This window comes from Edaphobacter sp. 4G125, from assembly GCF_014274685.1.
Classification (GTDB): domain Bacteria; phylum Acidobacteriota; class Terriglobia; order Terriglobales; family Acidobacteriaceae; genus Edaphobacter.
Genome location: NZ_CP060393.1, coordinates 2035275 through 2049237, shown reverse-complemented (window position 1 = coordinate 2049237; position 13963 = coordinate 2035275). Strand labels below are relative to the sequence as shown.

Sequence of the window (13963 nt, the reverse complement as noted above, 5' to 3'; positions counted from 1 at the left end):
GCCGGACTACTCTGTAGTCCGGCCTCAAAGATTTACTTCATGTTCTCAATCATCCGGGTCGCAAACTCACTCGTCTTCACCTTCGTTGCGCCTTGCATGCCGCGCTCGAAGTCGTAAGTGACGAACTTCTGCCCGATGGTCTTCTCCATCGACGACTCGATCAGCCTTGCCGCCTCGCTCCATCCGATGAAGTCGAACAGCATGACTCCCGAAAGAATCACCGAACCCGGATTGATCACATCCTTGTCCGCATACTTCGGTGCGGTGCCATGCGTCGCTTCGAACACCGCATAACCGTCTCCGATGTTTGCGCCAGGAGCGATTCCAAGGCCGCCGACCTGCGCCGCAGCAGCATCCGAAATATAGTCACCATTCAGGTTGGTCGTCGCCAGCACGCTGTAGTCATCCGGACGCAGAATAATCTGCTGGAAGATCGAATCGGCGATGCGATCGTTCACCAGGATCTTCTTCTTCCACACGCCATTACCGTGCGACTTGCCGATCTTCTCGAGGACGTCCTTCACTTCAGCGATCACCTCATCGACAAACGGCTTGGGAGCAAACTCGATGCCCGGCTCGATCAAAGCGGCGTTCTCCTCCACCGTCAGGCTCGGATTGGACTCGAGATTACCGAGAATCCAGCTCTCGCGCTCGGTCACGGTGTGCTCACGGAACTCCTGCGTGGCAACTTCGTATCCCCACTCGCGGAAGGCTCCTTCAGTGAACTTCTGGATATTGCCCTTATGCACCAGCGTCACGACTTTACGGTTGTTGTCCAGCGCATACTGGATGGCAGCGCGCACCAATCGCTTCGATCCCGTAATCGAAATCGGCTTGATTCCCACACCGGAATCCAACCGGATCTTCTTCTTGCCACCCTTCAGCATGTCGTCGTTCAGGAACGAAAGCACCTTCGCCGCCTCAGGAGTTCCCTCACGAAACTCGATTCCGGCATAGATGTCTTCGGTATTCTCGCGGAAGATCACCACATCGAGCTTCTCGGGGTGCTTTACAGGGCTCGGCACGCCAGAGTAATACTTCACCGGGCGAACGCACTGATATAGGTCCATCAACTGTCGCAGAGCGACGTTCAGCGAGCGGATACCGCCACCCACCGGCGTGGTCAGTGGCCCTTTAATGGAAACGCGAAAATCTACTGTAGCCTTAACCGTGTCATCCGGTAGCCAGTTTTGGGTCTGCCGATATGCCTTCTCTCCGGCCAGCACCTCAAACCACTTCACCGAGCGCTTGCCGCCATAGGCCTTCTCTACCGCCGCATCAAAGACGCGCTGCGATGCCTTCCAGATATCGCGCCCCGTTCCATCGCCTTCAATAAAAGGGATAATAGGGTTATCAGGAATGGTGTATTTTCCGTTGGCATACTGAATCGGCGCTCCGTCCTTCGGCACCGCAATCCCGTTGTAACTCTCCTGCATAGATGAATCTTCTCCCGGTGAGATTGTGAGAAGTCCAAGCTATCATTCAGGAAGAAGCTCTGGCAATATTCGCACGTTTATTGCGATAATCGCACTTCGAGTTGATCTGATCCCCTGCTTATAAGTAGGCCACTCTACTTCACCAGGTAGTAGTCCACGGTGGCCACAACCCGCACCTTCTTCATGATGCTGGAATCCGGACTGGTTGCAGCGCCGCCTTCTTCTCCCGGCCCAACTCCGCTTCCCGCATCTGCGGCAGAGATCGAAAACACGCCCTGGTTGGCAGAGCGAATTGAGCCTACCTGGCTTCCGGAATCCGCCGCAAATCGATCCGCAGATGCGCGAGCATTTTTCGTAGCTTCCGTAATCATGTCTGGCTTCAGAGCATTCAGACCGTTGAAGACATAGCGAATCCCCTGCCCATATCCGCCAATCACAATAATGCCCGCCTGCAGGAGCTGCGCAGTCTTTTGGCCGGCTTTGGAGATCTTGTCCACATCATTCGAGCTGACGGTCACCGTCTGCTGCACAATGTATCGCGGTCCACCCTGGTTATTTCCGCCGTATTCATTCGCCTGCTTATCAGTCACCTGGATCTGCCCGACCGAAATCTCCTGTGTGGCAATTCCCTGCGCCGTAAAAAACTTGAGTACCGCAGCACGGTCCTCTTCGCTCTTCGCATAGACCTGCTGCAGATCGTTGCCCGTCTCCTTGAAGGTCACCGGCCAGATCGCACTGTCAGACTTCACTGTGCGCTCCACTAACCCCTTTACGGTTACATAACGGTCCGCAAGGCGCGTCTCTTTGATCTCTTTCCCCAGCAGCCATCCGCCCAGCACAAGGCCAAGGAAAAGAAATCCACCCAGTACAGCTGTCGGAACCAACCAGGGATTGTCGCGTGTGGCTTCCAAGCATACCCTCCGGAGAACATGAGCAGAATGCAGCAGTCTGGATGAGATGTCAACGCCACATACAAGAAGGCCCCGGTCGATGCCGGGGCCTCTGTTTTGTTTCTATGGCTAGCTGATTAGAAGATGTTCCACAGGAGCTGGTTGTAGACATCGTGATGGAACTGAACCTCCGGCGCCTTCACGATGCTTCCCAGCAGGCGCGGGCAACGATCTGCCGAAGCCTGCTTCAGGTCCGCATAGCGTCCAGCGACATCAGCACCCAACAGCTTCTTGTTCCAATCCGCACCACGGAAGTTCTCGATCGCGGTATAGATGTTGTCTGGCAGATAACGCTCCGCCTGGCGCAGATTCTTGATCTTCGCCGTTTCGCCATGGAGACCTGTCTTAAAGATCGAGTACAGCACCATGTAGGGGTTCGCATCTGGTCCAACCGAACGTACCTCGACGCGAGCTGACTTCTCATTACCGATGGGGATACGAACCATCGAGCCACGGTCCGTCGCCGAAGCCTTGATCTGGTTCGGTGCCTCAAAGTGCGGATCGAGACGACGGTACGCATTCACGCTTGCATTCAGCAGCAGGCAGAGATCATTGCCGTGCGTCAGGATGCGATCCGTAAACTGCCATGCCATCTTCGAGATCTTCTCCTCGCCCTTGGGGTCCCAGAACAGGTTCTTGCCCCCCTTGGTGATCGAGACATTAGTGTGCATGCCCGATCCATTCACTCCGGTAACAGGCTTCGGCAGGAAGCTGGCCGTCATACCCATCTGGTTCGCGATCTGGCGGCAAATCAGTTTGTAGAGCTGGATCTGGTCGGCAGCAGTAACCACGTCGCCGTAGGTGTAGTTGATCTCGAACTGCGAAGGCGCAACCTCAGGATGGTCTTTTTCGTTCTCAAAGCCCATCGCGCGCTGCACTTCGGCCGTCGTATCGATGAACTCACGTAGAGGATCGCCAGGCAGAGAGTGGTAGTAGCCACCCTTGTTGACGTATTCGAAGAGTCCCGTCTCGTGGAACTTGCGCTCCGCATCGACACCCTCAAACAGGAAGCCTTCAATCTCGTTCGCTGCATTCAGGGTGTATCCCTGCTCGGCATACAACTGTTCCGAGAACTTCTTCAGCACGCCGCGGATATCGGCGCTGTACGTTCCGCCATTCTTGTCGATGACTTCGCCGAAGACCAGCACCTTACCCGGCCCGAAGACGTCTGCAGGAGCCCAGTAGAACGCACTCCAATCGATGCCGAGACGAAGGTCGCTCTCACGCTGCGCCGTAAAGCCGCGGATCGAAGAACCGTCAAACGTAAGATTGTCGTAGCTCTTGACCAGGAACTTCTTGTCGTAGTCCAGCATATGCAGCCGGCCTTCGAGGTCGCTGAACAACACCGTTACGGCCTTAATGCGGCGCTCGTCGGTCAGGTACTTGAGACGCTCCTCCTGAATCACATCGGCAGCAACGCGCTTCTTGCGCTGCTCCTTGGCCTGAAGATTCAAATCCTCAAGTTCAGAGTAGGAAAGCTCCAGAAAATCACGAAATTCGCTCAACGTCTTGCTCCTTCTGCAATGAGATACACGACGACCAGGGTCGGCTAAACGGAAATTGGTTGTGTGGGTGGAGGCAAGGTCCGCTGGCATCGTGGGCAGGAGACCTTTTTAAAAACTAACAGAAATCCCCGCACGAAAAAAGGAGTTTTCGCGTGTTCTGGCCGCAAAACGGCGCCCTTCCTGGCAGCACGCTACCGGACCTGCAATGTCGGCTCATCTTCGAAAGACCCGCGCCGCTTCGCACAAATTCTTTCGTCCGTAATGCGGGCCGCGTTCTCGCTCGAAAAAGCCCTTAGTAAGATAGAGAGAAGCTATGAACAAGACCTCGATTCGCCGCGTCGCCCTCATCCAGATGTCCTGCTCGCCCGATACTCAGCTCAACCTCGACAAGGCGGCCGAACGAGTCTACGAGGCCGCACGCCAGGGAGCGACTCTCGTCTGCCTCCCCGAGCTCTTCCGGGCGCAATACTTCTGCCAGCGCGAAGACCACGGCCTCTTTGGCCTTGCTGAATCCATCCCCGGCCCGTCTACCGAAAAACTCTCTCAGGTTTGCTGCGAGACTGGCGTCGTCCTCGTCGCCTCCCTGTTTGAGCGCCGAGCCCCTGGCCTCTACCACAACACCGCCGTCACCATCGAGAAGGATGGCCGCATCGCCGACGTCTACCGCAAGATGCACATCCCTGACGACCCGCTCTACTACGAGAAGTTTTACTTCACACCCGGTGACCTCGGCTTCAAGACCACGCAGACCTCGCAAGGACCCGTCGGCACCCTCGTCTGCTGGGATCAGTGGTACCCCGAAGGCGCTCGCCTCACCGCCCTCCGCGGCGCAGAGATCCTCTTCTTCCCCACCGCTATCGGCTGGCACCCGTCCGAAAAATCGGAGTTCGGCGAGGCACAGTACTCCGCCTGGCAGACTGCCCAGCGCGCCCACGCCATCGCCAACGGAGTCTTCGCCTGCGCCGTCAACCGCGTAGGCCACGAGCACGGCGACGTGAAATTCAAGACCACCGCCGCCGACGGCAACCCCGCCACCGTCGAGCTTCGCGGCCCCGGCGACCACACCCCACAATCCGGCCTCGAGTTCTGGGGCGGAAGCTTCATCGCCGACCCCTTCGGCCGCATCATCGCCCAGGCAAGCCACGACAAGGAAGAGATCCTCTATGCCGACCTCGACCCCAAGCTCATCGAGATCACCCGCCAACACTGGCCCTTTCTACGCGACCGACGAATCGACGCCTACGAAGGCATTGCCAAGCGCTTTTTAGACTAATAAGCCTCAATTCTATGAAGTCCCGGCGATCTTGCGCCGGGACTTCGCCTTTTACCAAGCCCCCTGCTTCCCGCCATACCACCAAACCAACCCCACCGTAAGCGTGTCCTGATTCTGCGACAACACTCCCGGCTTGTTCGTCAAAAAGAACGGCCTGTTCGTCCAGTCCCTCCGATACTCCAGTCGCGTTAGCAGACCATCCGCCACCTTGTACTCATACGTACCCGTAAATTCCTTTAGAGCCTGTGTTGTTCCACTGAATAATCCTCCACGATCCGATAGATACTCCGTTCTTCCTGCCAGAGCCATCTTCGGAGTCCACTGATACCGTGCGTACGCCGCCCCGCCAATCACATGCGAAGGCGCGGAAGACTGGCCCGGAGCAGCATTCTTCCACAACCGCGAAATCACATAATCCCCTTCCCCTGCCAACGTCAGCTTCGGGGTTACATTCCATGTCGCATAGGTATCGAAGATGTGCTGCTTCCCGTCCGGCGCTGGCGTGATTGGTTGGAGACATAGTCCCGGTTGTATCGGAGCCGTTCCACAGCCTTGCGGATTCTGCGTCACATCAGGATGGTCCTGGCCAAGGTAATAGTTGATCGTCCACGACACATTCTTCTTCGGCTGCAACGCCAACCCAAACAATTCATCTTTGAACGAATTCGTCGGCTCCGACTGTTGTGTCCCATTCACCAGCCAGTAGTTCACCGCTACCTTGTCATTCAACTTGTAATTTGCCCTCACGCCCATGTGATAGAACGGCAGGTAATTGAAGAAGAACGACCGCGTGTAATTCATCTGGTCCTTCGTATAGTTGCCTTCGATTCCCATCGAGCTCGACCACTTCCCTACATCCACCGTTAGCCCCTTGCCCACTGGGAAGACATAGGTTCCATAAGCCTGAAAAATGTTCCGGTAGATCTCCGGTCTGGGTTCGTTCGCTGGATTCCCTTGCAAGGTCTCCGTCGCCTGTCCGAACTGAAGATCCAGGCGCACACCATATCGTCGCCCTTCCTCTACATTCGGGTCCATCGCCAGCACCAGCCCCGCCTGATTGATGCTGAAGGCATTGCTCAAAACGTCATAGGCACGCAGGTATTGCACCCTCCCAGTGGGATGGTTGAAGTCATAACCATAGTAGCCATCGAAGTAGTAGTTCAGCGTAGCTCCACCCGGCAGCTGTGCTGGGACAACCGCTGCCACCTGCGACTCTGCTGGCGCAGCGCTCGAACTCTTCGCCACCGCCGGATTTGATGACTCTGCTGGCGCAGCCACTCCCTTCGAAACCTCAGACTCTTTCACCGCACTCAAAGAGCTGGACGAAGCCACCGTTGGTGTCCCATCATTCAAAGTCGTCGACAGCGCAGGAACAGCCACCGTAGTTTGCTTGTGTAACTGTTCCTCCAGCGCAGCAACCCTCGCTGCCAGATCTCGCACCGTCTGGCGTAGCTCCTCGACCTCTCGATCCTTCGCAACGCTGGATTCCTGAGCACGGCTCTGAACCCCGGTAAACAATGTGTTCAACACGATGAAGACGCAGATAGCGGAACGCAAAAATTGGCATCTCATAGATGCCTAATAGAACAACAGATCACCCGGTAATGATGCAGTAAAACTTCCATAAGGAATCCATTAAGGGCCTGCTAACCAGCAGATTCTAGGTCTTTCGTCCCTTCTCCCTTCGCCGTACGAACCGTAGAATCCTCCCACTATTACTCCGGGAGAAAATCTTGTGAAATCGCAAATCCTCTGTTCCCTTCTCTTTGCAACAGTTTCCGCATCGGCCCAGGCCGGAGCACAGACCGCCCATACCGCTGCCGAGATTCAACAACATCAGGCCAGGCTGCTCGAAGCTGCTAAGGCAAGCGCAACGGGAATGGTCAACGAGAAAACAGACGAGACACCCGTCTCCCGAACACTCTTCGTAGCCCGCGCTCGCACCGGCGAGGCCGAGTTGCACCAGCACTGGTCCGATCAGATGGTCATCAGCAAGGGCAGCGTCATACTCATCACAGGTGGCACCCTAAAGGGTCAGCATCCCAATGGCGATCAACCCGGAGAATTCCTTGCGACCTCGATTGAAGGCGGCAAAGAGGTCACTCTACACGCAGGAGACATCGCCCATATTCCGGCTGGCGTTCCTCACTGGGTGAAACTTACGCCCAACACAACCGCCACTTATATCGTCTTCAAACAAAAGGTCTCTCAATAACTACGGAGCAATTCCTCACTTCGGGCTGGTCCAGGTGCGGGTTCTGGAGCTCTCTAGTACGGCTTCCAGAACCCTCATCTGGCGCAGCCCATCCGTAATCTGCGGATACTCCACCGGCGCCGATGGATCGAAAATCGACGCATAGAACCGCCGGAAGACCTGTTTGAAGGTATCGTCATACCCTTCACTATGACCTCCCGGAAGATCGGCGTATCGGGCTGCTGCAGGCAGCAGCAACGAGGGGTCCTTGATGATGATCTGGTTCGGCGTATTGCGATGACCGATCCAAAGCTCATCGGGCCGCTCCTGGTTCCACGCCACCGAACTCTTCGTTCCATAGACCTCAAGGCTCAGGCCATTCTTACGACCGGCGTTGACTTGGCTTGCCGTCATCGCCCCACGCGCCGAATCTCCCAGGCGGAAGATCACCGCTCCGAAGTCCTCCGTCTTTACCGGAACTTCATCGACATCCTCCGCGGTCGGCAGCTTGCCCGTAAAGCTCTCTACGCTGCGCTTCGGGCGTTTCCGGGTGGGATGAAAGATCTGCAAGTCCGCGCAGAGCGACGACACGCGCAGACCAGTGATGTGTTCGATCGAATCGAACCAGTGCGACCCGATATCGGCCATCGCGCGCGAAGCTCCGGACGCAGCCTCGTCCACCCTCCAGTTCCAGTCCGTGTCATATAACAGCCAGTCCTGCGAGTAGGTCCCCTGGGCCACCAGAATCTCACCCAGTTCGCCTGCCTCGCGCATCCGGCGCATCTGCTGCACCATCGGATAAAACCGCAGATTGTGGCACACGCAGTTGCGAACCTTCACCTTCTCCGCAAGAGCCGCAAGTTCCTCAGCCTCCTTCGCAGACATCGCCACCGGCTTCTCGCAAAGAACATTCTTCTTTGCCTCGATCGCGGCCTTCGTCATCGGATAATGCTGCGCATTCGGCGTGCAGATGTGAACTGCATCAAGCTCAGGATTCTTCAGCAGCTCGGCATAATCGTCCGTTGCAAGAGGAACGTCATAAGCATCGGCCAGCTTCCTTGCGGACTCTGCCGTCCTCCCCACAACCGCAATCACTTCTACATGCTCTACACGGCGCAGCGCCTCAAGGTGCACACGCCCCATAAATCCAGTTCCTACGACCGCAGTCTTCACCCGTTTCACGTCTTCTCCTCGTATCGTGAATCACACCTTCACGACTCAATATTCAAAGTGTCATCCTGAGCGAAGCATCTCGCAGTTTCATCGCGAGGTGCGAAGTCGAAGGATCTGCGGCTAATCCAATTTGCCGCAGATCCTCGACTCGATACGTTCCCTTGTTATACCCACCAGGCTGCTGCGGGCTGCTCTCGAATCACAATCTCGTTCAGGAACTTTGCCGCCTTCGATAGACCTTCTTCGGGAGCAAGCAGGCTGTCCTCATGCTCGATCGAAAGCACATCGTCATATCCAAACATGCGCAGCGTCGAAACAAACTCCTTCCACCACTCTGCTCCGTGACCATACCCGCAGGTCCGGAAGATCCAGCTCCGGTTGCGCTCGTCCGTATACGGCTTCGTATCCAGCACGCCGGCCTTCATCAGGTTCGCCGTGTAAATCTGCGTGTCCTTTGCATGGACATGGAAGATCGCATCGCCAAGGACGCGAACCGCCGCAATCGGATCGATGCTCTGCCAGAACATGTGGCTCGGATCGTAGTTGCATCCCACATTCGGTCCCGCAATCGAACGCAGCTTCAACAGCGTCTCCGGGCTATAAACCACAAAACCTGGATGCATCTCGATCGCAATACGCACTCCGTGATCGGCAGCAAACTTCGCATGTTCGATCCAGTACGGAGTCACCACCTCGTTCCACTGCCAATCCAGAATCTCCAGAAAATCTGGAGGCCAGGGACACGTCACCCAATTGGGTTGGGTAGCCGTAGCAGAATCGCCGGGGCACCCGGAGAAATCAACAACCGTCTTCACGCCAAGCTTCTCGGCCAGCAGAATCGTCTCCCGGCTTACCTTCTGAGCAGCTTCACGCTTTGCCTTGTCCGGATGAAGCGCGTTTCCATGACAGCTCAATGCACTGATGCTGAAACCGTGATCGTCCAGCTTCTTCTTGAACTCCGCCAGCTCAGCACTATTCTTCAACATCGAAAGTTTGGCGTGTGCATCACCGGGATAGTTCCCTGTTCCCAGCTCCACGGTCTGAATCTCATAAGACTTCAGCTTCTTCAGCACATCTTCGAACGAAAGTTGCGACAACAACGGCGTAAAAACACCAACCCTCATGCTTCCCTCGGCTCCTGAAATCAAACTTTTTTCGCGCTAAAAAATAATACCCCGTGAGGAAGCCTCTCGCCAGACACCAATCCATCTGCGATCCCCTCAGAAGCACCATTTCGACAGAAAGCCCACAGGCCCGAAGCGGAGAAATCTGCTTCTCGACCGCTCTTTCTACCGGGTGCCCATACGTCAAAATTCAACGTACTTCGGATGCCCTATTAATGCCGAAGGCATGAGTGGACATTCGCGCAAAGCGCGAACCTCCTTGCTTAAGGCACGGCTTTAACCGTAATCAGCCGCCTTGCTTAAGCACGCGACTTTAGTCGTATGATGATCAGCCGCCTTGCTTAAGCACACGGCTTTAGTCGTATGATGATCAGTCGCCTTGCTTAAGCACACGGCTTTAGCCGTGTGATAATCAGCCGCGCCAAAGGCGCTACCGCTCTGCCGAAGGCTAGAGTGAAGCTCGCAGAGCAAACGACTGATCTTCGCCGTTCGCGCCGCCTCCAATTCCTGTCAAGTCCATCACCTTCGTGGAAGGGTTCCCTCAAACTCCTCATCAGAAACAAACCAAACCACTTACTCATCGAAAAACAATTCCTCTGAAACTGCTTTTAAACTGGCGCAACTCTCTAGAATAGAAATAGGACATAAAAAGAGCCCCGGTGCTCACCGGGTGCCCCATACATCGAGCGAAGCGAGATGTGTACGGTCAGGGACCAACCCTGACCATATCTTGTTTTAAATCTATATTTTGATATTTAACTTATTTGTTTTCTATATTTTACATGTTTATTTTCGCGCAAAGCATAGAAAACAAACGATTTGCGCACCGTCCCCCCCGGGGGGGGGGCTAAAACGACGCCTTCTGGACCGGCCTAGGTTCAGCGAGCAGCTTCTCCACCAACGCGGTTACCTCATGCTCGAGTGCCTGATGTGCCGGAGGATTCGCAGGTCCTGCAAATCCGGCATGCACTTCGCGCACGCGGCCATCCCTCCCCAGAATGAACGAGGTCGGCCAGCAGTTCAGGTGGTCTGCCTGCGTAATCTTCTCGGTCAGCTGATCCGGAGTGCCCGCAATCAACACCGGATAAGTAATTCCATATCGCTGAATGAAAGCACGAAGACGTGTCGGGTTTTGTAGCTGATCCTCTTCTTCAAAGCTGAGGTTTACGACCTCCAGCCCTTTGCCATGAAACTGCTTGTAGAGGCTCTCCAAAAAGGGAGCTTCGTCATGGCAGTTCGGGCACCAGGAACCGCCAATTGCAACAATCACCACCTTGTCGCGGAAGCGAGCGTCCGAGCTCGAAACCTCCTTGCCTGTGACATCAGGAAATTTAAAGGTAAACGGAGCCGAAGGATCTTTGATCCTCGTCTGCTCTGTCGACTCAGTAGGCGCAGCAAGGTTTTCCTTACGCGCCTCCGCTGGCCGACGCGCTACAAGGTCGCGGGCTTGAACCTTCTGGGTCTCGGTTGCCAGAAGATTTGAGACCAGGAGCGTCCCATTCTCCCGCGGCACAATCGAATACAGCGCAGGCCCCGCTGCCGTAAAGTGGCTAACCTTATATTGATTTCCATCCCAGGCTCCGTAAAGAGAGCCCGTATCGCCATCAATGCGCTGAATCACGGCCCGGATCGTAGCGGGAGCCGCATCCCTGGTCGCTGGATCAATCCGAAGCTGCCATGCAGACTCCCCCTTCGAGCTGGAAACAGCAATCTCCCAATCGCCGTGTATATCCGGCCCCGTGGAGACGTTTGAAACTGCGGAAGCGCGATGCAGAGTCACCGGAACGCGCGGCGCAGCCTTCGGTGAAGCAGACGTTGTACCGAAGGTTCCCGTCAGTTGCTCGCCTGCAACCGTGGCTTCCAGACTGCGGGCAAAGTAGTTGAAGTTCAACAGCAGCTTGCCATCCTGAAGTTTGGCAGACGAAGCCACTGACTGCTCCGCACCATTCAGTAAAGCAGCATGGAGATCTGTGGCAGGCCCACTGATTTGCAGGCGCAGCGGAACCTCCTGCCCGCGTACCGAAGCGCTTCCTTCCCATATCCCATCAATGGAAGAAGAGGCCGCAAAGGCAGAGGAAGACGCCAGGAAAAACCCCGCAAGAACGGAAACAGCAAACAGCCTCCCTGTAAGGGCGTTCATAGGAAACTCGATTCTTTGGTTTTCAGGGGAAAGGAATGCAGAAGGAAGTGTTAGAACACATCTCCGCGCGGCCAGCTTAGAAGCGGCAACAGCGACAACAGAGAGTGCGAGAAATACTCATTCCTGATTTAAGGGTAGAAGACCACCACCACACAGTCAAGAGGAACCGCTAACGAGGGCCGGAAGCACCCTCTTGCGTAGCTCCTCCATTTGGCATGATGACGTGGTACGGCTCAATGGAGAGCAGGCCGGAGAGCGCATTGCGCTGCTGGTCCGAAAGCTGGCGGTAACGATCAGAGTTCAACAAACTCTGCCGCTGCGACTCCGGTGCCTGGCGAAGATCGTGAAACGCCCGGGCCACCTCTTTCTTCTGATCGGCAGGAAGGCTTCCAAACTGCTTCATCGTGTCGCGAACCTGCTGGCGTTGCGGAACCGTTAAACGCGCCATCGCTTCGTTGCGCTCCAGCAACCGCTGACGCTGCTCCGGTGGCATATTGTTCAGCTGTGACAGGCGCTCCCGCATCCTCTGCTGCGTCTCCGGAGGAAGATCACGGAAACCCGGTTCACGCTCCAGAGCCTTCTGTTGCTGGTCTGCCGTAAGGTTGTTGCGATGCTGCATCCACTGCAGCAGATGCTCCTGATGATTCCCCCCAGGACGATTTCCGGGAACAGACGTATGCGCGGGAGGCGCCGTCATACGCGGCGCAGGCGGCGCGCCTCCCCTGTGCCCTCCACCACCAGCTCTCTGCATGGCTGCGGCAGGAAGACACAACGCCGCCAGCAGCAGTACCGCTGCCCGTGGAGCACGGCGGATTGGATCGAACAAAGGCATACAGTCAATCGAACAAACTTGTGCAGGGGAGCTTTTTAAGCTTAATCCCTTCTCCGCTCCCCAGATCAATGATTTCTCGCACTAACTGGAAGGGGGAACTGAAACGTCATCTGCCGGAACATCATCCTGGAACAGTTGATCCATGGTCTGAAGTGCCTGGTCATTCTTATCCAGAACCTGCAAATCCGTTACAGCCGCTGATACTTTGGCCCCCCCCATATGTAAATCAGAAAGGTTGGCAAATGCCCCTCCACCAATGAGTAAGACAAGAGCCAACGCTCCAGCCAGCGCAGGACGAAACTGTCGTCCGGTATTGAAGAGCAGCCGATAACGCAGGCGTTCCAGCCAACCAGCCGGTACCTGCGTCTGCTCCTCGCGCAGACGAACCGCCAGCTTCTGATTAAAGTATTGAGAAGGCTCAGGAGCCTCCCAGGCATCGAGCAGCGAGAAAGTTGCCTGGAGCGACTCAAGCTCCTTGCGACATTCATTGCAGGAGTCGATATGCATACGCGCCGGAATATTCGACGGCGCAGCCGGATCGAGCAGAAGGTCCGGAAGTGCGGATTGGCAGTCGCGGCATTTCATAGCAGTTCACTCCAAAAACTAAATAAACTCCTTCAACTTCCCCCGCAGGGTCTGGTACGCGCGGAAGAGCAACGATTTCGTGGCCGATTCGCTCAACTTGAGCACGTCTCCGATCTGCCGGTAGTCCAGCCCCTCATACTTATGCATCAGCACCGCCATCCGCTGACGCTCCGGCAAGGCGAGAACATGCTGGCGAATCGCATCCAGCCGCTCCCGGCGTAAAATCTTGGTTTCAGCACCAGGAGTCGCGTCCGCAAGGTCTGGCGTCATCCCTGTCTCGGAATCAACCTCATCGAGATAGACGGTTGACGCGGCCCGTTCGTGGCGGGTGTCGCGAGCATAGTTAACGCCAAGATTCGTCGCGATTCGATAGAGCCAGGTACTGAAGCGCGCTTCGGCACGGTACGTCTCCCGCGAACGGTAGACGCGTAGAAAAACTTCCTGGGCGAGCTCTTCGGCAACCGCCTGGTTATGAACCATGCGGTACATAAAGTGAATGATCGGCTTGCGATACTTCTGAATCAGGAAATCGAATCCGGCCATGTTGCCGGAGCGCAACTCCAGCATGATGGCGGCATCGTCCATCTGCGCGAAGTCTCCAGCCGGGCGATGCTGCTCAGCAGCATGTAAGTCCTGGAGGAGAGTCGGACTGACAGCGAACGTTGCCATATTCTTGCTAACCCCATCTTCGCCTCCCGGTTGCGTTTCCCCGGAAATTTGAGATTGAGAAGAATCGGGATGAGGGGGAAGA

The 13963-nt window shown here is 55.9% G+C and carries 12 protein-coding genes; 2 read left to right on the top strand and 10 right to left on the bottom strand.

Going from position 1 to position 13963, the window contains the following annotated elements; all coding sequences use genetic code 11:
* Positions 1 to 32: 32 nt before the first annotated feature.
* The 3 genes from H7846_RS08520 to H7846_RS08510 form a co-directional block, all read right to left on the bottom strand.
* Complete coding sequence (locus tag H7846_RS08520) at positions 33 to 1436, bottom strand: NADP-dependent isocitrate dehydrogenase (protein WP_186696022.1); 1404 nt, start codon at positions 1434 to 1436, stop codon at positions 33 to 35.
* A 134-nt stretch (positions 1437 to 1570) separates the two neighbouring features.
* Positions 1571 to 2347 carry an SIMPL domain-containing protein gene (locus tag H7846_RS08515; RefSeq protein WP_255460953.1) on the bottom strand — a complete coding sequence of 259 codons (777 nt, stop codon included), beginning with the start codon at positions 2345 to 2347 and terminating at the stop codon, positions 1571 to 1573.
* 116 nt (positions 2348 to 2463) lie between these two features.
* Positions 2464 to 3891, bottom strand: a complete 1428-nt coding sequence (locus H7846_RS08510) for a glutamine synthetase family protein (RefSeq protein ID WP_186696021.1) — start codon at positions 3889 to 3891, stop codon at positions 2464 to 2466.
* Between the two features lie 313 nt (positions 3892 to 4204).
* Here H7846_RS08510 and H7846_RS08505 point away from each other — a divergent pair, with 313 nt between their 5' ends.
* Positions 4205 to 5164 carry a carbon-nitrogen hydrolase gene (locus H7846_RS08505; RefSeq protein WP_186696020.1) on the top strand — a complete coding sequence of 320 codons (960 nt, stop codon included), beginning with the start codon at positions 4205 to 4207 and terminating at the stop codon, positions 5162 to 5164.
* A gap of 51 nt (positions 5165 to 5215) precedes the next feature.
* Here H7846_RS08505 and H7846_RS08500 read toward each other — a convergent pair whose 3' ends face one another.
* Entirely contained in the window at positions 5216 to 6721 is a 1506-nt protein-coding gene (locus tag H7846_RS08500; protein ID WP_186696019.1) for an outer membrane beta-barrel protein, read from the bottom strand.
* A gap of 178 nt (positions 6722 to 6899) precedes the next feature.
* On the opposite strand from H7846_RS08500, the gene H7846_RS08495 reads away from it, so the two are divergent.
* Complete coding sequence (locus H7846_RS08495) at positions 6900 to 7379, top strand: cupin domain-containing protein (protein ID WP_186696018.1); 480 nt, start codon at positions 6900 to 6902, stop codon at positions 7377 to 7379.
* Positions 7380 to 7394: 15 nt separating this feature from the next.
* On the opposite strand, the gene H7846_RS08490 is transcribed toward H7846_RS08495, so the two are convergent.
* The 6 genes from H7846_RS08490 to H7846_RS08465 all read right to left on the bottom strand — a co-directional run bounded on the left by H7846_RS08490 (position 7395) and on the right by H7846_RS08465 (position 13881).
* Positions 7395 to 8540 carry a Gfo/Idh/MocA family protein gene (locus H7846_RS08490; RefSeq protein ID WP_186696017.1) on the bottom strand — a complete coding sequence of 382 codons (1146 nt, stop codon included), beginning with the start codon at positions 8538 to 8540 and terminating at the stop codon, positions 7395 to 7397.
* 155 nt (positions 8541 to 8695) lie between these two features.
* A complete protein-coding gene (locus tag H7846_RS08485) occupies positions 8696 to 9655 on the bottom strand; it encodes a sugar phosphate isomerase/epimerase family protein (RefSeq protein WP_186696016.1) in 960 nt (319 codons plus the stop codon).
* 847 nt (positions 9656 to 10502) lie between these two features.
* The gene (locus H7846_RS08480; protein ID WP_186696015.1) at positions 10503 to 11795 is read right to left on the bottom strand and encodes a peroxiredoxin family protein; all 1293 of its coding nucleotides are present in this window, start codon (positions 11793 to 11795) and stop codon (positions 10503 to 10505) included.
* Between the two features lie 169 nt (positions 11796 to 11964).
* Positions 11965 to 12627: a DUF3106 domain-containing protein gene (locus H7846_RS08475; RefSeq protein WP_186696014.1), complete on the bottom strand. Its 663-nt coding sequence runs from the start codon at positions 12625 to 12627 to the stop codon at positions 11965 to 11967.
* 81 nt (positions 12628 to 12708) lie between these two features.
* Positions 12709 to 13212: an anti-sigma factor gene (locus tag H7846_RS08470; protein ID WP_186696013.1), complete on the bottom strand. Its 504-nt coding sequence runs from the start codon at positions 13210 to 13212 to the stop codon at positions 12709 to 12711.
* An 18-nt stretch (positions 13213 to 13230) separates the two neighbouring features.
* Complete coding sequence (locus H7846_RS08465) at positions 13231 to 13881, bottom strand: RNA polymerase sigma factor (protein WP_255460951.1); 651 nt, start codon at positions 13879 to 13881, stop codon at positions 13231 to 13233.
* Between the last annotated feature and the right edge of the window lie 82 nt (positions 13882 to 13963).